Genomic DNA, 26,497 nt, shown 5'->3' on the forward strand with positions numbered 1-26,497 from the left:
GCTGCGTGCAGATACGGAGCTGTGGCCGGCCTCCCACGTGGCGGGGGCGCCCCCGGGGGGCCGGCCCGAGAACTGAGCCCGGGGGGGCCCCCCCGGCCCCCCGCGGCCCCCCCCCCCCGGCCGCCCCCCCCCCCACGGCCGGGGGGGTGCGGCTCTTCCCGTCAGCGCAGGGAGAAGACGGCGACCGTACGTCCGGGGACGGTGAAGGTGCCGGTCTCCTTGTCGTACGCGGACTTCCTTACGGTGGCGTCCGTGCCCGCCGCCTGGACGGGGTGCAGGACGTACGCCGTGCCCGCCCGGTCCGCGAGGCGCTGGCTCTCGGTGCCTGGGGTGGCGTTGATGACGACTACCAGCTTGCCGAGGCGCATCGTGATCACACCGGGTGTCTCGTCCGTCCCCGAGAGCGGGAACGACAGCGCGGACTGGACCTGCTCGGTGGTGGGAAGGGAGAACTCCTTCTCGGTGGTCCGGATGGTGAGCAGGTCGCGGTACGCGGCGGAGGCCCCGTCGATCTGCGGGCACCCGGGGGTGAGCGTGGCCGAGGTCAGCAGCGGCTTGGCGTAGGACCACTTGTCCTTGTTGTCGGCTGCGGGCGGGAGCCCCCGGCCGAACCCGTTGCCGTCGCGGCAGTCCCAGTGCAGCGCGTTGAACCAGTCACCGCTGTCGTACGAGTTGCGGTCGAGCGACTTCGAGCGCAGCAGGTCGGTGCCCGCCTGCGAGAGCGAAGGCCCCTGCGACAGCACGGACGCCCCCATGGCCAGCACCTGCATGCGTGCCCGGTCGGCCGCCGGGGTGCCCGCCGGGAGCTTGAAGGCGAGCGCGTCGTACAGCGTCTCGTTGTCGTGGGCGTCGGAGTAGGCGAGGGCGTCGCCGGGGGCCGCCGCGTATCCGGCGGGCGCCCCGTTGTAGTCGACGGCGGAGCCCTTGACCGTACGGCCGCTGCTGTCGGTGAAGGTGTAGTCGGCGAGGTTGCCGGTCAGCCCGACCTTGATCAGGTCCTGGTAGTGCAGCAGCCGGGCCTTCTGCTCGGCCGTGGTGCCGTTGGCCTTCGAGGTGTTCGGGTCGGTGTAGAGCCCGCTGGCGAAGCCCTGGACGCCGGGGTCCTCGTCGAAGGGGCCGCCGCCGCGCACCGCGTCGCGGGCCCGGTCGGAGAAGGTGGCGATGCCGGTGCCGGCCATGTGCTTCTGGGTGGCCTGGACGAAGCGGGCGTCGTCGGCGATCTCACCGAAGTTCCAGCCCTCGCCGTACAGGATGATCTTCTTTCCGTCGACGCCGTCCCTGGCGACGGTCAGCTCGTCGAGGGCTTTGCGGACCGCGAGGATGTTGGCCTTGGGGTGGTGTCCCATCAGGTCGAAACGGAAGCCGTCGACCTTGTACTCCTTGGCCCACGTGACGACCGAGTCGACGACGAGCTTGCCCATCATCGTGTTCTCGGGAGCGGTGTTGGCGCAGCACGTGGAGGTGGCGACGGTGCCGTCCTCCAGGAGTCGCTGGTAGTAGCCGGGCACGATGCGGTCGAGGATCGACTTGTCGTCCTGGCCGGAGGCGACGGTGTGGTTGTAGACGACGTCCATGACGGTGCGCAGTCCCGCACCGTTGAGCCCCTGCACCATCCGGCGGAATTCGACCGTGCGCTTCGTGCCGTCCGGGTCGGAGGCGTAGGACCCTTCGGGGACCGTGTAGTGCAGCGGGTCGTAGCCCCAGTTGAAGGCGTCCTTCCCGGCGGCCTTCGCCACGCAGTCCTGCTGCTCCTCGGAGTCGGGGGCGTAGACGGACAGGTCGCACGCGGGCTTCTGCTGGTCCGCCCTCTTCTCGGGGATGGTCCCGATGTCGAACGCGGGCAGCAGGTGGACGTAGCCGGTGCCGGCGTCGGCGAGCCGCGTCAGGTGCTTCATTCCGTCCGAGCGGGTGTCGGTGAAGGCCAGGTACTCACCGGGGTGCTTGGACGTCTTGTCCGCGACCGAGAAGTCGCGGATGTGCAGCTCCTGGATCTGCGCGTCGCGCAGCGGGACGGCGGCGGGCTTCTTCAGCCCGGACCAGCCGCGCGGGGCCAGCGCCGGGTCGGCCAGGTCGACGAGGAGGCTGCGGGCGGAGCCCGCGGTCAGTGCGGTGGAGTACGGGTCGGTGACCTTGTTGGTGACGGTCTTCTGGACGGTGGGCGCCCAGACCTTCACGACGTACCGGTAGGGCTTGCCGTACCAGCTCTTCTTCCCCGTGACGGACCAGACGCCGGTGCGGTCGTCGCGCCGCATCGGGACGGACGTGCCGTCCAGTTCGAGCGAGACCGTACGGGCGGTGGGTGCCCAGACGGACAGGGTGGGGCGGCCGTGCAGGAAGACCGGGCCGAGGGCGGAGCCGCTTGCCCGCTCCCCGTACAGATCGTCGAGCACGCCGGCGGTCTGCACCCCGGTGGCGGCGAGCAGGGCGCCGTTCGCGGCGCGCTGGGTGGCGATGAGCTGGCCGCGCAGGGAGTCGCGGACCCTGTCCCGGTCGCGTACGTCGACGCTGAACGCCGGGTAGTCCTTGAGGTGCGGGTACTCGGCCTTCTGCGCGTCCGTGAGCGTCGAGGCGTTGAGCCGCAGCCACTGCCCCTCGTCGGAGAGCGCGCCGTCGACGACGGAGATCCCGCCGTCCTTCGCGTACACGAGCTGCTGGCTGGTGGCGTCGGTGGACTTCACCTTCCAGACGACGGTGTCGCTGTCGATCCACTGGGCCGCGGCCTCGGTGAGGTCCGGGGCGGGTGCGCCGCCTGCCTGCGGCAGGAGGTATCCGGGCTTACCGCCGAGCATCCAGACCTCGTGCCCGTGCGACGCGATGTCCAGGGACTGGTCGCTCGGGAGGTCCTTCTCGTCGCCCTTGTGGAGGATGTAGCTGAGCGAGGTGGCACCGTCGGTGAGCGGGACCTCGAAGGTGACGCCGTAGGCGTCCTTCTTCACCGGCTGAAGGGGCTTGGCCCAGTCGGTGGGGTTCTTCGCCCCGGTCCAGGTGTGCAGCCCCCAGCCGTCATAGTCGCCGTCGGTCCGGTGGTAGTTGAGGACGGCCTTCGTGGTGTCCTGCGGCGGCTGGGCACCGTCGGGCGCCTCGGTCGCCTGTCCCTCCTTGCCCTGTTCGATCCAGACCTGGCCGGTCCTGGCGAGGTCGACACTGCGCTGCGGACCGTCGGCGGCGCCGTCCTTCTCCACGGTGTACGGGACGGTGGAGGCGCCTTCGTCGACCGCGACCCAGGCGAACGCCCCGTAGGCGTCACGCCCGATGAAGCCGGCGGTCTTCTCCCCGGCCTTCAGCTGCCAGCCGTCGTAGTCGCCGTCCGCGCGCTTGTAGTGGACGACGGCGTAGTCGCGTTCCACGGCGACGGGCTTCTCGGCCGGCGGGGCCTGGCCCGCGGTGGTCGAGGCGAGCGCACTCGCGGTGCGTCCCGTCCGGTCGACGACAACGGCCTTGTACCGCAGGGTGGTTCCGGCCGCGACCGAGCGGTCCAGGTACTGCGTGACCTTGTACGGGGCGTGGTCGGCGGAGCCGAGCGTGCGCCACTTACCGTTGCCGGTCTGGGCGGCGAACACGACGCGGTTGAGCTGTCCGCCGTCGACGTCGGCGGTGAGCTCGACGGTGCCGGTGGCTCCGGCGGCGGGCGCCTTCAGGGTGAGGGCGGGCGCGGTGGCCGGGGTGCCCAGCGGGCGGTCGGCCCGCAGCACGATGCTGCCGAGCGCCGGCACGGTGACGCTGATCCTCCTGTCGTCCCCGCTGCGCACGGTGCCCGAACCCCCGTACAAGGTACGGAAGTTCATGCCAGCCGACTCGGTGGCGAGCTCGACGGTCCTGGCCTCGGCGGAGTTGTTGGTGGCGACGACGTACTCGTACGGGCGCTTGGCATCCGTACGGGAGAAGGCGTGGACGGAACCTTCCGCGTACCGCTCGGTCTGGGTGCCGTCACGCAGCGCCGGGTGCTCCTTGGTGAGCTTCGACAGGGCGGCGATGGAGCGGTAGACGGGGTGCTGGGTGTCGTACGCGTCGGAGGCGTGCGTACGGTCCGTGCCGAGCTGGTCGTCGTCGAGGTAGTCGGCGGTCTTCGAGGCGAAGAGGGTCTGCCGGGCGTCCTTGTCGCCGCCCGCGCCGGTGAAGCCCTGCTCGTCGCCGTAGTAGATCACCGGGTTGCCGCGGCCGAGGAACATCAGCTCGTTGGCGAGGCGGGCCCTGCTGACGAGTTCGGCGTCGTCCGCGTCCGGGTTGTCCTGCTTGAGGAAGGTGCCGATACGGCCCATGTCGTGGTTGCCGAGGAACGTGACCTGCTCGTAGGCGTTGGCCTTGTCCGTGGTGTAGCGGTAGTCGTCACCGTAGACGGCGGCGAGCTTCGAGGCAGGCGCACCCTGGGAGGCGTACTGGCGTGCCGCCTCCTGGAAGGGGAAGTCGAGCGTGGAGTCCAGCCGTCCTCGCGTCACGTAGGGCGAGGTGATCGCGGTGTCGGCGGAGTAGACCTCGCCGAACATGAAGAAGTCGTCCCGGCCGCGCTCGGCCGCGTACTCGTCGAGGGCGTTCGCCCACTGGGTCCAGAAGTCCAGGTCGACGTGTTTGACGGTGTCGATGCGGAAGCCGTCGATGTCGAAGTCGCGGACCCACTTCTGGTAGATCTTCGCCATGCCGGAGACGACTTCGGGACGCTCGGTCCACAGGTCGTCGAGGCCGGAGAAGTCGCCGTACTCGGTGGACTCGCCCGCATAGGTCGAGTCACCGCGGTTGTGGTACATCGTGGGGTCGTTGAGCCAGGCGGGCACCTTGGTGCCGGTGCTCTTCGGGGTGTACGGGAAGGCGTCCCCGTCGACCTCCGCCATGCCCGCGGTGTCGTCGAACGGACGGCCGTCCTCGTCGAGGTACGGGAAGGCGCCCTTGGGCTTGTAGCCGTACTCCTTCTCGGCGTAGTCGACGGTGTCGGCGGTGTGGTTGGTGATGACGTCGAAGAAGACCTTCATGCCCTTGCCGTGGGCCTTGTCGATCAGCGTCGACAGGTCGGCGTTGGTCCCGAAGTGCGGGTCCACCTGGGTGAAGTCGGTGATCCAGTAGCCGTGGTAGCCGGCCGACGCGTCCTTGCCCGTGCCCTGCACGGGGCGGTTCTTGAAGATCGGGGCGAGCCAGATGGCCGTGGTGCCGAGGCCCTTGATGTAGTCGAGCTTCTTCGTGAGGCCCTTGAGGTCCCCGCCCTGGTAGAAGCCCTTGTCGGTGGGGTCGTACCCGGTCTCCAGCCGCGAGCCCGTGAGCCCGCCGCGGTCGTTGGAGGTGTCGCCGTTGGCGAACCGGTCGGGCATCACGAAGTAGAACTGCTCGCGGGTCAGATCGTGCCGGGCCGGTTCGGAGGCCAGCTTCGCGTCCGACGGCGGGCCGGGAGGCTTCGGTGCGGCGGACGCGGATGCCGCAGGCACGACGGGCATGAGCGCCACGCACAGGGCGGCGACGGCTCCCCGTCTGAGGGTGGTACGGGACACGGGAAGGGTCTCCTTGGGTGTTCGGTGAGTCGGGGAGTTGGCGGCGTCCGGGGAGCCGCCCCGGTGCGCACCCGGACCCCGGGTGCGCGAACGGGGGCGGCTTCCCGTCGGTGTCAGGCGCGCCAGACGTCGGCCGTCAGCGTGACCTTGCCCGTGGCGGGCACCGTCGCCGTGCGGTTGGCGCCGCTCTCCCAGGTCACGTTGCCGCTCGCGTCCTTGCGGACGTACTTGTACTCGAACGACGTGCCCGCGGGCAGGCTCACGTCGAGCTTCCAGACGGGGTACGTGGCGGGGTCGAGCTTCAGCGCGCCGGCCGGGTTCCAGCTGCCGAGGGCGGACTGGTTGCCGGTGACGTAGATGTTCTGGCCGGGCTGGGTGGTGGCGTTGACGCCGAAGGAGGCGCCGGATGTGCCGGTTCCGGGGTCTGTGCCGCCACCGCCGGTGCACGTACGCGCGTTGACGTGCAGGGCGACCGCCGTTCCGGCGCCGAGCGTGGCCGTGAACTGGCCGGAGCCGTTCACCGTGACGCCCTTGCCGGACTGGACGTCGCAGTAGTCACCTGCGGGCAGCGAGGTCTGGAACGTGCGGGTCAGCGCGGAGCCCTCGTGGTTGAGGGCGACGTACGCCTTGGCACCCCGGCCGAACGCGATCTGGTCGCCGCCGTTGTCCCACCAGTTGGAGAGGGCCTGGCCGCGGGCCGCGTTGCGGAAGCCCACCATCGAGGAGATCTCCCGCCAGGAGTGCTGGCACTTCCAGCCGTCGGCGTAACAGGCGTTCACCGTGCCGCCGTTGGGCGGGCCGGCGTCCTTGTCGGTCCACTCGTAGCCGGAGTGGACGTCCGGGGAGCCGTACGGGTGGGCCAGCATGAAGACGCTGGCCAGCGTGTAGGCGGAGCCGTTCTTGTAGTTCAGGGTGTCGCCGCCCCGCTCCGTGTCGTGGTTGTCCACGAAGACGGCCGACTTGCCGGACTCCATGAAGCCCCAGCCGGCACCGAAGTTCTTCAGGTTGGCGAGGTTCTCGCTGGTGAAGACCTGCTTGAGGCCGCGGGCGTAGCGGAACTCCTGGACGTCGCCGCTTCCGAGGTACTCGGAGGGCGAGACGGCCTCGCCCGCACCGTGGATCGCCTCGTGCTTCCAGTACACGCCCGGGTTGCTCAGCCGGGTCTTGATGTCGGCGAGGTCGGCGGCGGGCATGTGCTTGGCCGCGTCGATCCGGAAGCCGTCGACCCCGAGGGAGAGGAGGTCGTTGAGGTACGTGGCGATCCGGCCGCGCACGTAGTTCTCGCCGGTGTCCAGGTCGGCCAGGCCGACCAGTTCGCAGTTCTGGACGTTGCCGCGGTCGCCGTAGTTGCTGATCTGCGACTGGCAGTCGTTCAGGTCGCCGGCGGAGTAGACGCCCGGGTAGTCGTACTTGGTGTACGAGCTGCCCCCGGTGCCGGTGCCCGAGCCCGCCGACATGTGGTTGATGACGGTGTCGGCGATGACCTTGACGCCCGCACCGTGACAGGCGGCGACCATGGCGGAGAAGGCCGCGCGGTCACCGAGGCGGCCGGCGATCTTGTAGCTGACCGGCTGGTAGGAGGTCCACCACTGGCTGCCCTGGATGTGTTCCTGGGGCGGCGAGACCTGGACGAAGCCGTAACCCGCCGGTCCGAGACTGTCCTTGCACGCCTTGGCTATGGAGTCGAACTTCCACTCGAACATCACGGCGGTGACGTCCTTGTCGCCCGGGCCTGCGGCCTGGGCGGTTCCTGCCGGTCCAAGGCCGGTGGGGACGGCGAGGACGGCGGCGCCTGCCACGAGGGCGAGTGCGGCGGACAGAGATCTGCGTGCCATGTCTTTCCTCCTGCTGTGGGGGAAAATGCGGGTGACGGGGCAGCCTCACGTGACAACGCGCCGTGCCCTCAAGGCTCATGAAGGTTCTTGCTGCAAGAATGCAAACCTTGCCGCGGAGCAGACCGTACGAGCCCGTCCTGCCCTGGTCAACCCTTTGGACACCCGCCGCTCACATCCGCGAAACGATGCAGCTTTCTTCCTGCAAGCTCTTTCGCAAAATATTGCGGTCCTGTTAAGTTCAAGGCGACTCCGGTCCGGTCGGCCGGGGGTCCCGGCCGCTTCGGCGCCGGGCCCCACGCGCCCGGCCGGCCGGGCCGGTCACGACAGAGAGAGGCACCCGGAGTCGTTCAACTCCCCGCCGGCCCATCCTGGGCCGACTCCGGTGCCTCTCCTCTGCGTTGCCGCTCGTCCCGCCTCCGGTCAGACCGTACGGACCGCCGCGGTGGAGCCCCGTACGACCAGCTCCGGCTGGAACACGTACTCCGTGCGCTGCACCGGGCTCCCGCCGATCTCCTCCAGCAGGGCCCCCACCGCCGCCGCCGCCATGGCCTGCACGGGCTGGCGCACGGTCGTCAGCGGCGGGTCGGTGAACGCGATCAGCTGCGAGTCGTCGAAGCCGACGACCGAGACGTCGCGCGGTACGTCGAGTCCCCTCCCCCGGGCGGCACGCACCACACCGAGGGCCATCAGGTCGCTGCCGCAGACGATGCCGGTGCAGCCCCGGTCGAGCAGGGCTCCCGCCGCCACCTGTCCGCCCTCCACGCCGAACAGCGTGGAGCAGACCAGGAGTTCGGCCTCGGCAGGGGACAGCCCGAGCAGCGAGACCGCCGACTCGATGAAGCCGTCCCGCTTTCGGCGGGACGGCACATAGCGCTGCGGTCCGATCGCCAGACCGATCCTGCGGTGACCGAGCGCGGCGAGATGCCCGACCGCCATCCGTACGGCGGCGGCGTCGTCCGGCGAGACGAACGGGGCGCTGATCCGTTCGTTGTAGCCGTTGATCAGGACGAACGGCACGCCGCGGTCGGACAGTGCGGCGTACCGTGCCGGGTCCGCCGACAGGTCGGCGTGCAGCCCGGACAGGAAGACGATGCCGCCGACGCCGCGTTCGACGAGCTGCTCGACGAGCTCGTCCTCCGTGGCGCCGCCCGGCAGCTGGGTGCAGAGCACCGGGGTGTAGCCATGGCCGGCCAGGACCTGCTCGACGGACTGCGCGAACGCCGGGAAGATCGGATTGGTGAGTTCGGGAGTCACCAGTCCGATCAGGCCGGCGCTGCGTCGGCGCAGCCGTACGGGCCGTTCGTAGCCGAGGATGTCGAGCGCCGCGAGCACCCGCTGACGCGTGGTGTCCGCGACGCCCGGCTTCCCGTTGAGCACCCGGCTGACGGTCGCCTCGCTGACCGCCGCCTGTCCGGCGATGTCGGAGAGCCTCAGCGCTCCACCGGTACGGGGTGCGGGGACCGTCACACCGTCCACCACACCGTGGTCTCGGCGGGCAGCTCGAACTCGGCGCCGTCGACGGTCACGGGCGCGCTGGCCAGCAGCACACTGCCGCGGACCGGCATCCGTACCGGGTGGGCGGTGGTGTTGACGGTGCAGACGAAGCCGGGGCGTCCGAAGACGAGGACGCCCTCGGGGGCCTCCAGCCACTCCACGCCGGTCCCGGCGCCGAGTCCCGGGTGGGCGCGGCGGGCGGCGATCGCCGCGCGGTACAGCTCAAGGGTGGAACCCTCGACGCCGGTCTGCGCCTCGACGGAGAGCTCGCCCCAGCCGGTGGGCTGGGGAAGCCAGCTGCCACCCTCGCCGAAGCCGTACGAGCTGCCTTCGCGGGTCCACGGGATCGGCACCCGGCAGCCGTCGCGGAAGCCGTCCTGGCCCTCGGCGCGGAAGAACGACGGGTCCTGGCGTGCCTCGTCGGGCAGGTCGGTGACGTCGGGCAGGCCGAGCTCCTCGCCCTGGTAGACGTAGGCGGAGCCGGGCAGCGCCAGCATCAGGAGGGTCGCGGCGCGGGCGCGGCGCAGACCCATCTCACGGTCGCCCGCGGTGCGGATCTGGGTGCCGAGGCCCGGCGGGTTGGCGAAACGGGTGGCGTGCCGGGTCACGTCGTGGTTGGAGAGCACCCAGGTGGTGGGGGCTCCGACGGGACGCATGGCGTCGAGCGAGGTGTCGATGACCTTGCGCAGCTCGGCGGCCTCGAAGGCGGTGCCGAGGTACTGGAAGTTGAACGCCTGGTGCATCTCGTCGCTGCGCACGTAGTTGGCGGTGCGCTCGACGGTGGGCGTCCACGCCTCGGCGACGGCGATCCGCTCACCGGGGTACTCGTCGAGGATGACGCGCCAGCTGCGGTAGATCTCGTGCACGCCGTCCTGGTCGAAGAACGGCATGACGTCGTTGCCGAGCAGCTTGAGCTGGTCGTGCGCGCCGAGGTCGGGCAGGCCCTCGGCCTTGACGAGGCCGTGGGCGACGTCGACGCGGAACCCGTCGACGCCCATGTCGAGCCAGAATCGCAGGATCGAGCGGAACTCGTCGGCGACGGCCGGGTGTTCCCAGTTGAAGTCGGGCTGCTCCGGGGCGAACAGGTGGAGGTACCAGTCGCCGGGCGTGCCGTCGGGGTCGGTGGTCCGGGTCCAGGCGGGGCCGCCGAAGATGGACTCCCAGTCGTTGGGCGGGAGTTCACCGTTCATGCCCTTGCCGGGGCGGAAGTGGTAGCGCTCGCGCAGGGCCGATCCGGGGCCTTCGGCGAGGGCGCGCTTGAACCACTCGTGCTGGTCGGAGGAGTGGTTGGGCACCAGGTCGACGATGATGCGCAGGTCCAGCCCGTGGGCCTCGCGGATCAGGGCGTCGGCATCCAGCAGGGTTCCGAACATCGGGTCGATGGCCCGGTAGTCGGCGACGTCGTAGCCGGCGTCGGCCTGGGGCGAGGCGTAGAAGGGGCTGAGCCAGACCGCGTCGACGCCGAGGCTCTTGAGGTACGGGAGACGGGCGGTGACGCCTGCGAGATCGCCCATGCCGTCGCCGTTGCCGTCGGCGAAGCTCCGTGGATAGACCTGGTAGATCACCGCGTCCTGCCACCAGCCGGTGCGGTGGCCCGGGGCGCCGTCGGACGTGCCGGTGGAGGGGGCAGCGAGGTGCTGGGTCATGTCGTCCCTGGGGTGTCTGGGAGGGGAGCGGCGCCGTGACCGGGTCGGGGCCCCGGCGCCGCGTGACTGGTGCGATCGGTCGTACGTTCGTGCGTGCGGGTGTCCGAGGCCACCCGGCAGGCTCTCAGCCCTTGACGGCTCCGGCGGACATGCCGGTCACCAGGTGACGCTGCGCGAAGAGGAAGACGAGCGCCGCCGGTATCGCGATGAGCACGGACGCGGCGGTCATCGGGCCCCACTGGGCGCCGTACTGGTTGACGAACTTCTGCAGTCCGCCGGCGAGCGTGAGGTTCTCGTCGCCGACCATGAAGGCGGAGGCGTACGCCACTTCGCCCCAGGCGGTGATGAAGGAGTAGAACGCGGTGACGGCGAGTCCGGGCTTGGCGAGCGGCAGGATGAGCCGCCAGAACGTGCCGAACGGGGTGAGGCCGTCGACCTGTCCCGACTCGTCGATCTCCCGCGGGATGGTGTCGAAGAAGCCCTTCATCATCCAGGCGCAGAACGGCACCGAGATGGTGAGGTAGGTGATCACGAGACCGGCGGGCTGATTGAGCAGGCCGATGCTCGACATGATGTTGTAGATCGGCACGATGAGGACGGCGACCGGGAACATCTGGGTGATCAGCAGCGTCCACATCAGCCCGCGCTTGCCGGGGAAGCGGAAGCGGCTGACGGCGTAGCCCGTGGTGGCGGAGACGAAGACACCGATGACGGTGGAGAGTCCCGCGATGATCACGGAGTTGCCGAACCAGCTCAGGAACTCCGTGTCCTTGATGAGGTTCGTGTAGTTGACGAACGTCGTCTCGCGGAAGAAGTCCGTCGTCGTCGCGTACTTGGCGGGCTTCAGCGAGGTCAGCAGGACCCAGAGCACCGGGAAGACCGCGATGACGGACGCGATGATCAGGGTGAGGTGCAGGCCCACGGAGGCGAGCGGGGAGCGGTCACCGCGCTGCCGCGGCTTGCGGACGGCGTGCCGGCCGGAGGTTTCCGTAACGGTGGTCACCAGTTGTCTCCCTGCGTGCGGAGCACTCGCCGGTAGACCACGGCGAAGAGCATCAGGAGTACGAGGATCAGCACGCCCCAGGTGGAGGACTGCGCGAAGTCGCGCGGGCTGATCTCGAAGGAGAATTTGTACGCCTGGGTGACCAGGATCTGGGTGGCTTCGCCGGGTCCGCCGCGGGTCAGCAGGAAGATGACCGGGAACATGTTGAAGGTCCAGATGGTGGAGAGCAGGATCACCGTGGTCGAGACCGGGCGCAGTCCGGGGAGCGTGATGTGGCGGAACCGCTGCCAGGCGGTGGCGCCGTCCATCTCCGCGGCCTCGTACTGCTCAGAGGGTATGGACTGCAGCCCGCCGAGCAGGGCGACCATCATGAACGGGATGCCGAGCCATACGTTGACGGCGATGACGGAGAACTTGGCCCAGGTCGGGTCGTTGAGCCACGGCACGCCGTCGATCCCCGCGCCGCCGAGGATCTTGTTGAGCAGCCCGCGGTCCTCGTTGTAGAGGAAGCGCCAGGCGAAGACCGAGACGAAGCCGGGGATGGCCCAGGGAAGGATGAGTGCCATCCGGTAGGCGGAGCGCCCGGCGAAACGGCGGTTGAGCATGTTGGCGAGGATCATGCCGAGGCAGAACGTGATGCTCACGCAGGAGACCGTCCACACCAGTGTCCAGCCGAGCGTGCCGAGGAACTGGGTACCCGTCAGTGCGTCGACGTAGTTGTCCACACCCACGAACTCGTAGGTGGCGGGCATCTCGTTGACGCCGATGGACCGAGCGACGTTGCGCTCGTTGGCGTCCGTCAGCGACAGGTAGATACCGCGGACCAGCGGATAGCCGATGATCACGCCGATCACGAGGACGACGGGGGCGACCATCGTCCAGGCGTACCAGTGGATCGACAGAGCCCGCCGGAGCCTGCTCGGCGGCGGGGGGTTACCAGTACCGCGGCTCCGGCCGCGGGCGACATCGTCGCCCGCGGCCTTCGCCACCGACTGGCTGGTGTGGACAGCCATCAGCCGGCCTGCCTTCCTGGGTTACTTCCAGCCCTTGAGGAGCTTGCGGTAGGAGTCACCGGTGGCCGACGCGGCCTTCTCCGGCGTGGTCTGGCCGGTGAGGACCTTGGTGTACTCGGTGACGAGCGGCGCGAAGAGGCTGCCGGTCTCCGGGATCCAGGGGCGCTCGACGGCGGTCTCGACGACCGGCTTGAAGAAGCCGACGATCTCGCTGTCCACGGCTTCCTGCTTGGCGTACGCGGAGGTGCGGGTCGGGAGCAGGTTCAGCTCACCGGCGGTCTGCGCCTGGGTCTCCACGGACGTCATGTACTCGACGAAGGCGTAGGAGGCGTCGAGGTTCTTGGAGCCGGCGTAGACGGCGAGGTTGTGGCCGCCCTGCGGGGCACCCTGACCGGCGGAGCCGGCCGGGACCGGGGCGATGCCCAGGTTCGTCTTGTCCTTGAACTCGTTACCGGCGAGCGTGTCGGCCACGGCCCACGGGCCGTTGATCATCATCGCGACCTTGCCGTCCTTGAACGACGACTGCATGTTCTCCCAGCCGTCGGTGGCGTCGGTCTTGGCGGCGCCGGAGTCCACGAGGTCCTTGACGACCTCGAACGCCTTGACGCCCTCGGGCTTGTCGACGGTGATCGACTTGTCGGCCGCGCTGACCAGGTCGCCGCCCTCGCCGTACAGGAAGGAGAGGAACCAGTACGCGTCGTCGCCGCGCAGGTAGAGGCCGGTCTTGCCGGTCTTGTCCTTGATCTTCTTCGAGACGGTCTTCAGGTCCGCGATCGACGCCGGAACCTCGACACCGGCCTCCTTGAAGATCTTCTTGTTGTAGAAGATGCCCATGGAGTCGATGACCTGCGGGACCGCGTACGTCTTGTCCTTGTACTCGGTGGACGCGGCGGCCTGCTTGAGGAAGTCGTCCTGGTCCTTCAGCGCGGTGGTGCCGTCGAGCGGCGCCAGGTAGCCGAGGTCCGCGAACTCCGGCGTCCAGGCGACCTCGGAGCGGATCACGTCGGGGGCGCCGGCGCCGGCCTGTGCGGCGTTCTTGAACTTGTTCTGCGCCTCGCCGAAGGGCACGTTGACGTACTTGACGTCGACCTTCGGGTGCTTCTTCTCGAAGCCCTCGGCCAGCTTCTTGAAGACCTTGTCCTCACTGCCGACGGTGGAGGTGTCCCACCAGGTCACCGTGCCGGAGAGCTCTCCCGAGCTCTTGCTGCCCTCGGACTTGTCGTCGCTGCCGCAGGCGGTCGCCGCGAGCGCCAGGGCCGCAACCAGGGCGGTGGCCGTTATGCCACGTCGCATCTGAACTCCTTCAACTGCCGTACCGCTCCGTCGCGGCGCCGGGTCGACGTGAACGTAACAAGGATGAAAGACGACCGAAAGACCTTGCGGAAGATTTCTGCAAGGCCCGGCGATCGTTACATCCGCGTGTCCTCAAGGTTGCCGTCAGGGCTCTTGACGAGAGCGTCGTACCCCTGCCTCTCGCAGGCCACACCCGGTATATCCGCAGTGCGACTATGTGATTGCGGTCAGCGAACAGCGCTCGCAAGTCCTTGCAAGATATTGCCGACGAAAGGCCGGGGGCCCTCGATTCCACGGGTCCTGAACAGCCCCCACGGCCGATTCCCGCACACGGTGGGCAATCCGACACAGGCCCGGTACAGTCCCCTTTCATGACCGCACGGCTTGCCGATATCGCAACTCAGGCGGGGGTCAGCGAAGCTACGGTCAGCCGTGTACTGAACGGCAAGCCCGGTGTTGCCGCGACCACCCGTGAATCCGTCCTCGCGGCGCTCGACGTCCTGGGCTACGAGCGCCCGGTACGCCTGCGCAGGCGCAGTGCGGGCCTGGTCGGTCTCATCACGCCCGAGCTGGAGAACCCGATCTTCCCGGCACTGGCCCAGGTCATCGGCCAGGCGCTGACCCGGCAGGGCTACACCCCGGTGCTTGCGACCCAGACTCCCGGCGGCTCCACCGAGGACGAACTCACCGAAATGCTCGTCGACCGGGGCGTATCGGGCATCATCTTCGTCTCGGGGCTGCACGCCGACACCTCCGCCGATATGCAGCGCTACGAACAACTGCGCGCACAGGGCGTGCCCTTCGTCCTCGTCAACGGTTTCTCGCCCAAGGTCCAGGCGCCGTTCATCTCCCCCGACGACCGGGCCGCGATGCGGCTCGCGGTGACGCACCTGGTCTCCCTCGGGCACCAGCGGATCGGCCTGGCGGTGGGCCCCAAGCGCTTCGTGCCGGTGCTCCGCAAGATCGAGGGCTTCCACACCACGATGCGCGAGCAGCTGGGCCTCACCGCCGACGAGGTGGAGGAGTTGATCCAGCACTCCCTGTACACGCTGGAGGGCGGCCAGGCGGCCGCCTCGGCGCTGATGGAGCGAGGCTGCACCGCGGTGGTGTGCGCGAGCGACATGATGGCGCTCGGCGCGATCCGCGCGGCCCGCCGGCTGTCGCTGGAGGTGCCGCGCGATCTGTCGGTGGTGGGGTACGACGATTCGCCGCTCATAGCGTTCACCGATCCGCCCCTCACCACGATCCGGCAGCCGGTGACGGCGATGGGACAGGCCGCGGTGCGCACCCTGCTCGAAGAGATCGGCGGGACTCCAGCCCCGCACAGTGAGTTCGTCTTCATGCCTGAACTGGTGGTTCGCGGCTCGACGGCCTCCGGCCCGGGGCCGGATTCCGGCCCTCCCGCCCGCTCGTAGGGTGCAGGGCGTGCAACCGGGGCCCGACCGGAGGATGATCGGGGAGTGTGGGACGTATCTGGCAGACTCTGCGCCTATGGGTGAATCGCAAGTGAAGACACAGGAAGGCCGGACGGCGGCCACCGCGGCACCCACGGTCGACGAGGCAGCGCCCGAACCGAAGCGGAGCAGCGCGTCGACGAGACTCCGGTCGATGCGGTCACCCCGTCGGCCACGGCTCTGGTTCGAGATCCTCCTGATCGCGGTGAGTTACTGGCTGTACTCGCTGGTGCGCAACGCCGTTCCCGAGCAGCGGGCCGCGGCCCTGCGCAACGCGGACTGGATCTGGTCGGCGGAGAAGGCCATGGGCATCGCCTTCGAGGAGACGCTCAACCGGACCGTCAACTCGGTGACATGGCTGATCGTGTCGATGAACTACTACTACGCGACGCTGCACTTCGTCGTCACCATCGGTGTGCTCATCTGGCTGTTCCGCCGGCATCCGGGCCGATACGCGGCGACCAGACTGGTCCTCTTCGCGACCACGGGCGTCGCCCTGCTCGGCTACTACCTGTATCCGCTCGCGCCGCCCCGCCTGATGAACGGCGGGAATTTCATCGACACCGTGCTGCTGCACCAGACCTGGGGCTCGATGGCCTCGGGCAACTTCAAGAACATGTCGAACCAGTACGCCGCGATGCCGTCGATGCACATCGGCTGGTCGCTGTGGTGCGGCCTGACCATCTTCGCGCTGGCCTCGGCGCCCTGGGCGCGCATCCTGGGGCTGCTCTATCCGACGGCCACGCTGGTCGTGATCGTGGCGACGGCCAACCACTTCTGGCTGGACGCGGTGGGCGGCATCGCCTGCCTGAGCTTCGGCTACGCGGTGTCGTACGCCTGGTACGGCTCGCTGCCGCACCGCCTCCCGAAGCTGGTGCCCACCGGCCGTAAACGGCTGGGAGCACTGTCCCCGGAGGCAGCGACGGCGCGGTCCGGCTCCTCCCGGGCCTGAGGAACCGGGCCCACCCGGTCACGCCCCGTAGAACCGCTCCTCCACCACCGCACGGGCCCGCCGCGTGATCCGCCGGTAGTCGTCGAGCATGTCGCCGACGTGCCCCGGCTCGTACCCCAGGTAACGCCCTACAGCCGTGAGCTCCCGCGGGTTCGAGGGGAACGTGTCGCCCGGCCGCCCCCGGGCCAGCATCACCGCGTTGCGCACCCGGGTCGCCAGCACCCACGCGTCGTCCAGCGTCTGCGCGTCCTCGGTCGGGATCAGTCCGGCCGCGCACGCCGCGGCCAGCGCCTCCCTCGTACGCGTCGTCCGCAGCCCCGGCTCGACCCAGCCGTGCTGCATCTGCATCAGCTGTACGGTCCACTCGACGTCGCTGAGCCCACCGCGCCCCAGCTTGGCGTGCAGCGTCGGGTCGGCGCCGCGCGGCATGCGCTCGGACTCCATCCGGGCCTTGAGCCGGCGGATCTCGCGGACGGCGTCGTCCCCCAGGCCCTCCATCGGGTACCGCAGCTGATCGATCAGGTCGATGAACTCGCGCCCCAGCTCCTCGTCACCCGCGACCGGTTCGGCCCGCAGCAGTGCCTGGCTCTCCCAGACCAGCGCCCAACGCCGGTAATACGCCTCGTACGACTTCAGGGTGCGCACCATCGGGCCGCTCTTGCCCTCCGGCCGCAGATCCGCGTCGATCAGCAACGGCGGGTCGGCCGTGGGCAGTTGCAGCAGTCTCCGCATCTCGGACACGACCGTGTTGGCGGCCCGGCTCGCCTCCTGGTCGCTCACGCCCTCGCGCGGTTCGTGGACGAACAGCACGTCCGCGTCGGAGCCGTATCCCAGCTCGTGTCCCCCGAAGCGGCCCATGCCGATCACCGCGAACCGGGTCGGCAGGGTGTCCCCCCAGCGCTCCCGCACGGCGGCGCGCAGGGCGCCCGAGAGAGTGGCGGCGTTCAGGTCGGAGACCGCGGAGCCGACCCGGTCGACGAGTGCGCCCAGGTCCTGTTCGGCGGGGCTCTCCTCCGTACCGTAGGAGCGGATGATGTCGGCGGCGGTCGTCCGGAACAGCTCCCGGCGCCGTACGCCACGCACCACGGCGACGGCGGCCTCGGCGCCGTCGGCCCGCCCCACCGCGGCCAGCACCTCCTGCTCCAGGTGGTCACGGGTGCGCGGCTTCAGGCCCTCCGGGTCACCGAGGATCGCCACCGCTTCCGGGGCCCGGAGCAGCAGGTCCGGGGCGAGGCGCCCGGCCGACAGGACGCGGGCGAGGTTCTCCGCCGCCGCCCCCTCGTCACGCAGCAGCCGCAGGTACCAAGGGGTCTTGCCCAGCGCGTCGGAGACCTTGCGGAAGCCCAGCAGTCCGGCGTCCGGGTCGGCGGAGTCCGCGAACCAGCCGAGCAGCACCGGCAGCAGCGTGCGCTGGATGGCGGCCTTGCGGGACACTCCGGACGACAGCGCCTCCAGGTGGCGCAGGGCCGCGATCGGGTCCGCGTATCCGAGGGCTTCCAGCCGGATGCCGGCAGCCTTGGCGCTGAGCCGGGACTCACCGGGCGCCAGCTGGGCGACGGCGTCCAGAAGCGGCCGGTAGAAGAGCTTCTCGTGCAGCCGGCGTACGACGGACGCGTGGCGCTTCCACGCCTTGTTGAGCTCGGCGACCGGGTCCGTGCGCATCCCGAGGGAGCGGCCGAGCCGGCGCAGGTCGGCCTCGTCCTCGGGCACCAGATGGGTGCGGCGCAGCCGGTAGAGCTGGATGCGGTGCTCCATGGCGCGCAGGAAGCGGTACGCCTCGTCGAAGTGTGCGGCGTCTACGCGCCCCACGTAACCGCCCTCGGCGAGCGCCCGCAGCGCCTCCAGCGTCGAGCCGCTGTGCAGACTCGCGTCGCTGCGGCCGTGCACGAGCTGGAGCAGCTGGACGGCGAACTCGACGTCCCGCAGCCCGCCGGGGCCGAGCTTGAGCTCGCGGTGGACACGGTCGACCGGGATGTTGTCGACGACGCGGCGGCGCATCTTCTGTACGTCGGCGACGAAGTTCTCCCGGTCGGCGGCCTGCCACACCAGGGGCGAGACCGCCTCCACGTACTCGGCGCCCAGCTCGGGGTCCCCCGCGACCGGCCGGGCCTTCAGCAGCGCCTGGAACTCCCAGGTCTTGGCCCAGCGCTGGTAGTACGCGAGGTGGGAGGAGAGGGTCCGGACGAGCGGGCCGTTGCGCCCCTCGGGGCGGAGGTTGGCGTCGACCGGCCAGATGGTGCCCTCGACGGTCGTGTCGGAGCAGATCCGCATCATCTGCGCGGCGAGCCGGGTGGCGGCGGGCACGGCCCGGCTCTCCTCGACGCCGTCGATGGGCTCCCCCACGAAGATCACGTCTACGTCGGAGACGTAGTTCAGCTCATGGCCGCCGCACTTGCCCATCGCGATGACGGCGATCCGGCAGAGGGCGGCGTCGTCGGGAGCGGCCCTTCGGGCGATGGCGAGCGCCGCCCGCAGGGTGGCTGTCGCCAGGTCGGCCAGTTCGGCGGCGGTCTCGGCGACATCGATGGTGCCGCACACATCACGTGCCGCGATGGCCAGCAGGCAGCGGCGGTAGGAGACGCGCAGCGAGTCCGGGTCGACGGCGTCGGCGAGCCCCCGCTCGAATTCGGCGACCCCCGGGTGCAGGTCGGTGGCCTCGTACGTGACGAGCGCCCGCCAGTCACGCGGGTGGCGCGCCAGATGGTCCCCGAGCGCCTCCGAGGCGCCGAGGACCCCGAGGAGCCGGTCCCGCAACGGCTTGGCGGTGACCAGCGTGTCGAGCAGCCTCCGCCGCTCGTCGGCCTCCTCGGCCTCGACCACGCGCACGAGGCTCCGCAGCGCCAGATCCGGGTCGGCGGTCGCGCCGAGCGCGTCGAGCAGGACGGGATCGGACCGTACGGAGGCGAGGGCGTCGAGTTCCAGGAGGCGTTCCGCGGCGGAGGGGTCGGTGAAACCGTGCCGCAGCAGTCGGGTGAACGTACTGCTACTGCGCCCCGGCACCGTCGTCATCCCACGCTCTCCTGCCCGCCGACCTTCATGGACCCGCAGGTCGAGCCTAGCCGGGCACCGATGAATCCGGAGCGGCGGCGGAGTCCGCACATCGGATGCACGATGAGGAAGAGGAGGCCCGCCATGTCGGAGAAGGACCCGGTCACCGAGCTGGACGCCCGCTACAGCAGCGAAGGCGCCACGGCCCGCCCCTGGGAGGAGGCCGCCGCGCTGCTCGCGGAGGCGGAGCTGTACTGGCTGTCCACGGTCCGCCCGGACGGCCGCCCGCACGTCACCCCGCTGATCGGGGTCTGGTCGGCGGGCGCCCTGCACTTCTGCACGGGCCCGGCCGAACGCAAGGCACGCAATCTGCTCGCCAACCCCGAGGTCGTCCTGACCACCGGGGCCAACAGCCTGGGCGGGGGATTCGACCTGGTGGTCGAGGGCCGGGCGGACCCGGTGACGGACGAGGCGGGGCTGTCCCGGCTGGCCGGCGCCTGGGTGGCGAAGTACGGCAAGGACTGGCACTTCGACGTCCGGGAAGGCGCGTTCTTCAGCGAGGCCGGTGGCCGGGCGCTGGTCTTCGCGGTGGCCCCGCGCACGGCGTTCGGCTTCACGAAGGGCGAGCCGTTCGGCCAGACGCGGTGGCGTTTCACCTGACGGGGCCGGGCTCCCGGCCCCGTCAGGTGCCACCTTGCTCAGACCGCCGGTCTGGTGCCGATCACGACGGTGGCGTACAGCTCATCGGAGGTGACCACGCGCGGGATCAGCCCGCCGCTGCCCACCGCCTCCCGCGCACGCGACGCCTGTCGCTCGCTCGTCTCCACGAGCAGGCTGCCGCCCGGCGCCAGCCACCGTGGTGCCTCCGCGGCCACCCGGCGCATGACGTCGAGCCCGTCGCCACCGCCGTCGAGTGCCACGCGCGGCTCGTGGATGCGCGCTTCGGCGGGCAGCAGTTCGACATCGTAGGTCGGTACGTACGGGACGTTGGCGAGCAGTACGTCGACGCGTCCGCGCAGGGAGTCCGGCAGGGGTGCGAAGAGGTCGCCCTCGTAGACCTGCCCGAGGTCGCCGACATTGCGCCGGGCGCACCGTACGGCCGCCGGCTCGACGTCACTGGCGTACAGTTCGACCCCGTCGAGTGCCGCTGCCAGGGCGGCTCCGAGCGCTCCCGAACCGCAGCAGAGGTCGACGACGACGGACGGGGTGGGGGTGAGACCCACGGCCTGCTGGACCAGGAACTCGGTGCGTCGGCGGGGCACGAAGACGCCGGGGCCGACATGGACGCGCAGTCCGCAGAACTCGGCCCAGCCGAGGACGTGTTCGAGGGGCAGACCCGCGACGCGGCGCTCGACCATGGCGGCCAGGACGGCCGGGGTGCCAGCGGTGGAGAGCAGAAGCGCGGCCTCGTCCTCGGCGAAGACACAGCCTGCGGCGCGGAGGGTGGTGACGATCGTCGAGAGGGAAAGCGGTGACACGGAAACCGACATGGAGCGGAGCCTTTCGGAAATGCCGATGGGCGCTCCGCGATCGTCTATGTGGGGTCGACCACGCGATCGTCGGAAGGGAGCACCCAGCCTGATACAGCGGTAATGGGTCTCACCTCCTGAGTACGTCCCCGTGTGGGGGGGGGATCACCTTACCCCAGGGCCTGATGAACAGCGCAGGCCCTGGGGCAGGGGTCAGCGTCGGGTCGAGCGGGGGTCGCGGCCACCGTCGATGAACCGGTTGTGGACGGCTATCGAGGTGTTGGCCGCCCGGGTCTCCCGGATCTCCGCGCTGTGGTGGCGTTCGATCTGCAGGCCGTCGAAGTTCTGCGTGCGGCGTCGCGCCCGCAGGCTCACCTTCACGGCGAGGAAGACGGTCAGTGAGAACAACGTGCCAAGAAGTACGAGCACTGCGGTCATGGGTCCCCCCCGGATCAACGAGGCTTCATTGTCCGCACCCGGTCACGGCCCGTCCAGCGGTAATCGCGCGAAACGGCTGGAGGTCCACGCTGTCGCGCAGCTTCGTCGGCGTCAGGAACATCGAGGCGACGACGCCGAACACGGCGATGGCTGCCGAGATCAGGCAGATGCGGCCCGTCGCGTCCCCGTACGCGGCCCGTACGACCTCCTGGATCTCCGGCGGCATGACCGCCACGTTCAGGGTCGAGCCGCCGGACGACGAGGGGGCCGGGTCGATGCCCGGCTTACCGTGTTCCGGAGGACCAGGACGAGGTTCCGCATCGACATACCGACACCGACGCCGACCGCGGCCATGCCGAACGACACGATCACCAGGGGGGTTTCGTGGCCGATCGTGGACAGACCGAGGAAGCCCAGGGTGAGGACGAAGACTCCGGCGATGATGTACGGCTTGACCTTGCCGGACCTGGAGACCAGGCGCCCGGCCACGGTCGAGGAGAACCCTGCACCCATTTGCTTCCTGACATAATTTCCGCCACCGGAACACTCGCCCGCCACCGGATCAGGAGCATCGGCCCGTGCCGAATCATGACGCGTCAGCACGCTACCTGCGACGCCAGCACCCCACCGAAGTCACCGGTTTCACCTGGGAGTTCACCGGCGAGGCGCTGACGGTCCGCGGCAACTGCCCGCGGTGCGAGGGCGAGACCAGTTACCAGCCCCCGATCGAGGTCCAGGTCGGTGTCACGAAGGGCCCCGGAGGCCCGGCGGAGATCGACTTTATGGGGCCGGAGGAGACGTACGAGGAGACGTACATGGTGTGCCAGTGCGCCCACGCCCATCCCGGGGACACCCAGGAGAAGGGCGGCTGCGGCCTCTCCTGGGTCGCGGTGCGCCCGCCGGCCGCTCCCGCATGAGCGCGGCCGGCCGGTACACGACGGACCAGCTGGACCGGGCCGACGCACGGCTCCGGGAGATGGTCGACGCGCAACTGGACATCGCGCGCCGCCAGGCCGAGGGATGGCGCAACTTCCTCACCCTCGCCACGGGTCTGCTGACCGCGGTCCTGATCCTTAAGGGCCGCGACAACGTCACAGAACTCACCACGGGCTACCGGCCGGCCGTGATCGGCCTCCTCGTGTGCGCCTTCGCGGGCCTGCTGGCAGCCGCGTTCGCCGCGGTGTCCGCGGCGCACGGGAGGCCGGGCGACCATCTGCGGTACGCCGACGCCGTGCGCCTGCTCGACTGGGAGGAGACCGAACGGAAGCGGATCGTGAGCCGCGTCCACTTCGTCCGCTGGGCGACCACCGGCGGCGTCGTCGCGGTCGCGGCGGCCGTCCTGCTCACCTGGACCGCCCCCGCGGCCGAGGAGAAGAAACCGGACCCCCAGCTCGTGACCGTACGGACCCCGGCCGGGCCGGTCTGCGGCGAACTCGTCGCGGTGGACGCGAAGGGCGTCACACTCCGGGTGGTGCCCGCCACGGGAACCGGGAGGAAGGCGAAGGACGACAGGGCGGGCAGCCCGGAGAGGCCCGCGGGCGTCCTGCGCCATCTGCCCTGGGGACCGGACACCACCGAAGCGACCCCGGCCCCCACCTGCTGACCTGCGCCTACAGCACCGGCAGGAGGTTCTTCAGCTCGAAGGCCGTGACCTCGCTGCGGTACTCCTCCCACTCCTGCTTCTTGTTGCGGAGGAAGAAGTCGAAGACGTGCTCGCCGAGCGTCTCGGCGACCAGTTCGCTCTTCTCCATGAGGGCGATCGCCTCGCCGAGGTTCTGCGGGAGCGGCTCGATGCCCATCGCGCGGCGCTCGGCGTCGGACAGGGCCCAGACGTCGTCGTCGGCGCCGGCCGGGAGTTCGTAGCCCTCCTCGATGCCCTTGAGGCCCGCGGCGAGCAGCACCGCGTACGTCAGGTAGGGGTTGGCGCCCGAGTCGATGGAGCGGACCTCGACGCGGGCCGAGCCGGTCTTGCCGGGCTTGTACATGGGGACGCGGATCAGGGCTGAGCGGTTGTTGTGGCCCCAGCAGATGTACGAGGGGGCCTCGCCGCCGGCGCCCGCGGCGCGCGAGGAGCCACCCCAGATGCGCTTGTAGGAGTTGACCCACTGGTTGGTGACCGCGGAGATCTCCGCGGCGTGCTTCAGCAGGCCGGCGATGAAGGAGCGGCCGACCTTGGAGAGCTGGTACTCGGAGCCCGACTCGTAGAACGCGTTGCGGTCGCCCTCGAAGAGGGAGAGGTGGGTGTGCATGCCCGAGCCCGGGTAGTCCGAGAACGGCTTGGGCATGAAGGTCGCCTGCACGCCCTGCTCCAGCGCGACCTGCTTCATGACCAGACGGAAGGTCATGATGTTGTCGGCGGTGGAGAGCGCGTCCGCGTAACGGAGGTCGATCTCCTGCTGGCCCGGTGCGCCCTCGTGGTGGCTGAACTCCACCGAGATGCCCATCGACTCGAGCATGGTGATCGCCTGGCGGCGGAAGTCCATGCCGACGTTCTGCGGGGTGTGGTCGAAGTAGCCGGAGTTGTCGGCGGGCGTGGGCCTGGTCCCGTCGAGCGGCTTGTTCTTCAGCAGGAAGAACTCGATCTCCGGGTGTGTGTAGAAGGTGAAGCCCAGGTCGGAGGTCTTGGCGAGGATGCGCTTGAGCACATAGCGCGGGTCGGCGAACGACGGCGAACCGTCGGGCATGAGGATGTCGCAGAACATCCGGGCCGTGCCGGGCGCCTCCGCACGCCAGGGAAGGATCTGGAACGTGCCGGGGTCGGGCTTGGCGATCATGTCCGATTCGTACACCCGGGCGAAGCCCTCGATGGCCGAGCCGTCGAAGCCGATGCCCTCGTCGAACGCCTGCTCCAGCTCCGCTGGGGCCACGGCGACGGACTTGAGGAACCCGAGGACATCGGTGAACCACAGCCGTACGAAGCGGATGTCGCGCTCCTCGAGTGTCCTGAGGACGAATTCCTGCTGCTTGTCCATAGCCACATCCTTGCAGTTCAGACGGTCTGTGCACCACCGCCCGGGGTAGGGGAGGAACTCCAGTATCACGACCCGGGATTTCACCCAGATTACGCACTCGGTGTGAGAGAGAGCACTCGGCCACCCACTACGATCGGCGCCCAAGGCGTGCAAGGGGGTCCGCGGCTTCGCGACAACCCTCCGCATGCCTGATTCATGACCTGTTTCCCCCCTCTCCCCCTTCGCAGAAGGACTGGCCGACATGAGCTTCGACCGCAGGACCCGCATAGAGCAGATGCGCGACGCCGACCGCGCGCGCGACCGCCGCAACCGGGTCGTCGCCATAGCGCTGAGCACCCTGGTCGTCGCTGGTCTGGTCGGTTTCGGCTCGTACCTCGTGCTGGACAAGTCCGAGGCGAAGGAGCAGCTGCCGGACGCGGCGGCGCAGGACGGCAAGCAGTCCGAGGAGGACGGGGCGGCCCTGGCCGCCGAGCCCGTCAAGGGCGAGAGGTCCTGGGACGCGAAGAAGCTGACCCGCAACCACGTCGCCGGTGAGGTGAAGTACGCCATGAAGCCACCGGTCGGCGGTGACCACAACCAGGCCTGGCTGAACTGCGACGGCGTCGTATACGAGAAGGCCGTCCCCGACATCAACGCCGTGCACTCCCTCGAACACGGTTCCGTCTGGGTGACGTACAACAGCAAGGCCGCCGACGCCGATGTGCACAAGCTGGCGAGCCGTGTCGACAGCACCCCGTTCTCGCTGATGAGCCCGTACGAGGACCAGGCCGGGGCGATCATGCTCAGCGCCTGGGGCAAGCAGGTCACGGTGGACAGCGCCGACGACCGTCGGGTGGCCCAGTTCTTCGCGAAGTACGTCCAGGGCCCGCAGACACCGGAGCCGGGCGCGCCCTGCACGGGCGGGATCGGGGCCGCCGGGTGACGCAGGAGCCCGGCACCGGCACGGAGCCTGCGGACGAGAGCGCTCGGCGCGTGCGGCGCACACGGTGGGTGGCGGGTTCCGCAGTCGCCCTCGCCCTGCTGTTCGCGGGGGCGGCGACGGTCGCCTCCGCACGGGGCGACGGAGCGGGCGACGGGACCGGCGAGGGGTCCGGCGTGGCATCGGCCCCCTCGGCGCGGTCGGCCGACGCGGGCTTCGCGCGCGACATGGCCGTCCACCACCAGCAGGCCGTGGAGATGTCCTTCATCGTGCGGGACCGTACGACGGACGAGGACGTGCGGCGTCTCGCGTACGACATCGCCAACACGCAGGCCAATCAGCGGGGCATGCTGCTCGGCTGGCTGGATCTGTGGGAACTCCCGAAGACCGCCCCCGACGGGCAGCCGCCGATGCACTGGATGGCCGACGGACACGACGGACACAGCGGGCACGGCATGGGCGGCACGGCGGGGACGGAGGGCTCGGGCTTCACCGCCCACGACGGGGCCTTCATGCCCGGCATGGCCACCAGGGCGGAGCTCGACCGGCTCCGCGCGGCCGACGGCAGGCAGGCGGAGGTCCTCTATCTCCAGCTGATGACCGACCACCACAAGGGTGGTGTCGACATGGCCCGCGGCTGCGCCGGCCTGTGCACGGTGAAGGTCGAGAAGCGGCTCGCGCAGGGCATGGCCGATGCCCAGCGGTCGGAGCTGGACCTGATGGCGGACATGCTGGGGGCCAGGGGCGCGAAGCCCCGCACCTGAGCCGTACGGCCGCCCACCCGAACGGGTCGCAGCGGTCGCGTGCCCCGGGCGCCCCCACGACGATGGGTGCGCTCGGGGCCTTACGCCAGTGCCCACCCGGCACACAGGAGGAAACCCTTCATGACGACCGCCAAAGACATCATGCACAACGGGGCCCAGTGGATTCCGGCTCACGAGACGCTCGACCGCGCCGCGCAGATGATGCGCGACCACAACGTGGGCGCGCTGCCCATCTCGGCCAACGGTGAACAGGACCGCATGGTCGGCATCCTCACCGACCGCGACATCGTGGTCGGCTGTGTGGCGATGGGCCGCGACCCGTCGAAGGTGACCGCGGGCGAGCTCGCCCAGGGCACACCGCGCTGGATCGACGCGGACGCGGGTGTCGACGCGGTGCTGAACGAGATGCAGCGGCACCGGATCCGCCGTCTCCCGGTGATCGAGAACAAGAAGCTGATCGGCATGATCAGCGAAGCCGATCTGGCGCAGCACCTCTCCGACGAACAGATCGCGGGCTGGGCCGAGAAGGTCTACTCGCGCAGCTGACGCGCCCCCGCCGTACGTCACCCACGCCGATGTGGCATCCCCTGCATGCACGGCCACACCTTCGCGCCGGCGGGCGGCGCGGCCGGGGCCCGCAAGGACACCCCGGTGGTCCTGCCGAAGCGGCCGCTGACGGTGGACTTCGACGCCGGCAACCCGGGCCTGCGGATGCCGCACTGCCACAACGTCCACCACGCGGAGGCGGGCATGACGACGGTCCTGGGCTCCCGGCGCTGACCG

At 70.0% G+C, this 26,497-nt stretch carries 19 protein-coding genes and 2 pseudogenes; 9 read left to right on the forward strand and 12 right to left on the reverse strand.

Annotated features, from left to right (window positions below):
- Positions 1 to 161: 161 nt before the first annotated feature.
- The 7 genes from pulA to ACFWSK_RS18440 form a co-directional block, all read right to left on the reverse strand.
- On the reverse strand, positions 162 to 5,420 hold the full coding sequence (gene pulA / locus ACFWSK_RS18410) for a pullulanase-type alpha-1,6-glucosidase (protein WP_383787195.1): 5,259 nt from the start codon (positions 5,418 to 5,420) through the stop codon (positions 162 to 164).
- Between the two features lie 167 nt (positions 5,421 to 5,587).
- A complete protein-coding gene (locus ACFWSK_RS18415) occupies positions 5,588 to 7,309 on the reverse strand; it encodes a carbohydrate-binding module family 20 domain-containing protein (protein WP_383787004.1) in 1,722 nt (573 codons plus the stop codon).
- Between the two features lie 420 nt (positions 7,310 to 7,729).
- Positions 7,730 to 8,788 carry a LacI family DNA-binding transcriptional regulator gene (locus ACFWSK_RS18420; RefSeq protein ID WP_383787007.1) on the reverse strand — a complete coding sequence of 353 codons (1,059 nt, stop codon included), beginning with the start codon at positions 8,786 to 8,788 and terminating at the stop codon, positions 7,730 to 7,732.
- The gene (locus tag ACFWSK_RS18425; protein ID WP_383787010.1) at positions 8,773 to 10,449 is read right to left on the reverse strand and encodes a glycoside hydrolase family 13 protein; all 1,677 of its coding nucleotides are present in this window, start codon (positions 10,447 to 10,449) and stop codon (positions 8,773 to 8,775) included. The genes ACFWSK_RS18420 and ACFWSK_RS18425 overlap by 16 nt, the downstream gene beginning before the upstream one ends.
- 124 nt (positions 10,450 to 10,573) lie before the next feature.
- On the reverse strand, positions 10,574 to 11,452 hold the full coding sequence (locus tag ACFWSK_RS18430) for a sugar ABC transporter permease (RefSeq protein ID WP_383787013.1): 879 nt from the start codon (positions 11,450 to 11,452) through the stop codon (positions 10,574 to 10,576).
- Entirely contained in the window at positions 11,449 to 12,465 is a 1,017-nt protein-coding gene (locus tag ACFWSK_RS18435) for a carbohydrate ABC transporter permease (RefSeq protein ID WP_383787016.1), read from the reverse strand. Before ACFWSK_RS18435 ends, ACFWSK_RS18430 begins: the two co-directional genes overlap by 4 nt.
- Positions 12,466 to 12,486: 21 nt before the next feature.
- A complete protein-coding gene (locus tag ACFWSK_RS18440; protein ID WP_383787019.1) occupies positions 12,487 to 13,758 on the reverse strand; it encodes an extracellular solute-binding protein in 1,272 nt (423 codons plus the stop codon).
- Between the two features lie 371 nt (positions 13,759 to 14,129).
- Here ACFWSK_RS18440 and ACFWSK_RS18445 point away from each other — a divergent pair, with 371 nt between their 5' ends.
- Positions 14,130 to 15,173: a LacI family DNA-binding transcriptional regulator gene (locus ACFWSK_RS18445; protein WP_383787021.1), complete on the forward strand. Its 1,044-nt coding sequence runs from the start codon at positions 14,130 to 14,132 to the stop codon at positions 15,171 to 15,173.
- A gap of 76 nt (positions 15,174 to 15,249) precedes the next feature.
- Positions 15,250 to 16,164 (forward strand): phosphatase PAP2 family protein, encoded by a 915-nt coding sequence (locus ACFWSK_RS18450; RefSeq protein WP_383787024.1) that lies wholly within the window; start codon positions 15,250 to 15,252, stop codon positions 16,162 to 16,164.
- 18 nt (positions 16,165 to 16,182) lie between these two features.
- Here ACFWSK_RS18450 and ACFWSK_RS18455 read toward each other — a convergent pair whose 3' ends face one another.
- Entirely contained in the window at positions 16,183 to 19,173 is a 2,991-nt protein-coding gene (locus ACFWSK_RS18455) for a bifunctional [glutamine synthetase] adenylyltransferase/[glutamine synthetase]-adenylyl-L-tyrosine phosphorylase (protein WP_383787027.1), read from the reverse strand.
- 123 nt (positions 19,174 to 19,296) lie between these two features.
- Here ACFWSK_RS18455 and ACFWSK_RS18460 point away from each other — a divergent pair, with 123 nt between their 5' ends.
- Positions 19,297 to 19,812 (forward strand): pyridoxamine 5'-phosphate oxidase family protein, encoded by a 516-nt coding sequence (locus ACFWSK_RS18460; protein ID WP_383787029.1) that lies wholly within the window; start codon positions 19,297 to 19,299, stop codon positions 19,810 to 19,812.
- A 38-nt stretch (positions 19,813 to 19,850) separates the two neighbouring features.
- Here the strand turns inward: ACFWSK_RS18460 and ACFWSK_RS18465 are convergent, their stop codons facing one another.
- The 3 genes and pseudogenes from ACFWSK_RS18465 to ACFWSK_RS18475 form a co-directional block, all read right to left on the reverse strand.
- Entirely contained in the window at positions 19,851 to 20,642 is a 792-nt protein-coding gene (locus tag ACFWSK_RS18465) for a putative protein N(5)-glutamine methyltransferase (RefSeq protein ID WP_383787032.1), read from the reverse strand.
- Positions 20,643 to 20,834: 192 nt separating this feature from the next.
- Complete coding sequence (locus ACFWSK_RS18470) at positions 20,835 to 21,059, reverse strand: hypothetical protein (RefSeq protein WP_383787035.1); 225 nt, start codon at positions 21,057 to 21,059, stop codon at positions 20,835 to 20,837.
- Positions 21,060 to 21,084: 25 nt separating this feature from the next.
- Positions 21,085 to 21,569, reverse strand: a pseudogene (locus tag ACFWSK_RS18475) (EmrB/QacA family drug resistance transporter); the annotation flags it as partial.
- A 68-nt stretch (positions 21,570 to 21,637) separates the two neighbouring features.
- Between ACFWSK_RS18475 and ACFWSK_RS18480 the strand changes: the two are divergent.
- Positions 21,638 to 21,976, forward strand: a complete 339-nt coding sequence (locus ACFWSK_RS18480; protein WP_383787038.1) for a hypothetical protein — start codon at positions 21,638 to 21,640, stop codon at positions 21,974 to 21,976.
- Positions 21,973 to 22,662: a hypothetical protein gene (locus tag ACFWSK_RS18485; RefSeq protein ID WP_383787041.1), complete on the forward strand. Its 690-nt coding sequence runs from the start codon at positions 21,973 to 21,975 to the stop codon at positions 22,660 to 22,662. The genes ACFWSK_RS18480 and ACFWSK_RS18485 overlap by 4 nt, the downstream gene beginning before the upstream one ends.
- Positions 22,663 to 22,669: 7 nt before the next feature.
- On the opposite strand, the gene glnA is transcribed toward ACFWSK_RS18485, so the two are convergent.
- Positions 22,670 to 24,031, reverse strand: coding sequence for a type I glutamate--ammonia ligase (gene glnA / locus ACFWSK_RS18490; protein ID WP_382734398.1), 1,362 nt, complete (start codon positions 24,029 to 24,031; stop codon positions 22,670 to 22,672).
- 241 nt (positions 24,032 to 24,272) lie between these two features.
- On the opposite strand from glnA, the gene ACFWSK_RS18495 reads away from it, so the two are divergent.
- From ACFWSK_RS18495 to ACFWSK_RS18510, 4 genes and pseudogenes are all read left to right on the forward strand, one after another.
- Entirely contained in the window at positions 24,273 to 24,953 is a 681-nt protein-coding gene (locus ACFWSK_RS18495; RefSeq protein ID WP_383787044.1) for a DUF3105 domain-containing protein, read from the forward strand.
- Complete coding sequence (locus ACFWSK_RS18500) at positions 24,950 to 25,714, forward strand: DUF305 domain-containing protein (protein WP_383787046.1); 765 nt, start codon at positions 24,950 to 24,952, stop codon at positions 25,712 to 25,714. The genes ACFWSK_RS18495 and ACFWSK_RS18500 overlap by 4 nt, the downstream gene beginning before the upstream one ends.
- Positions 25,715 to 25,834: 120 nt before the next feature.
- Positions 25,835 to 26,260, forward strand: a complete 426-nt coding sequence (locus ACFWSK_RS18505) for a CBS domain-containing protein (protein WP_383787049.1) — start codon at positions 25,835 to 25,837, stop codon at positions 26,258 to 26,260.
- A gap of 17 nt (positions 26,261 to 26,277) precedes the next feature.
- Positions 26,278 to 26,494: pseudogene (locus ACFWSK_RS18510) on the forward strand (multicopper oxidase domain-containing protein); the annotation flags it as partial.
- Positions 26,495 to 26,497: the final 3 nt, after the last annotated feature.

This window comes from Streptomyces sp. NPDC058620 (assembly GCF_042717135.1).
Lineage (GTDB): Bacteria > Actinomycetota > Actinomycetes > Streptomycetales > Streptomycetaceae > Streptomyces.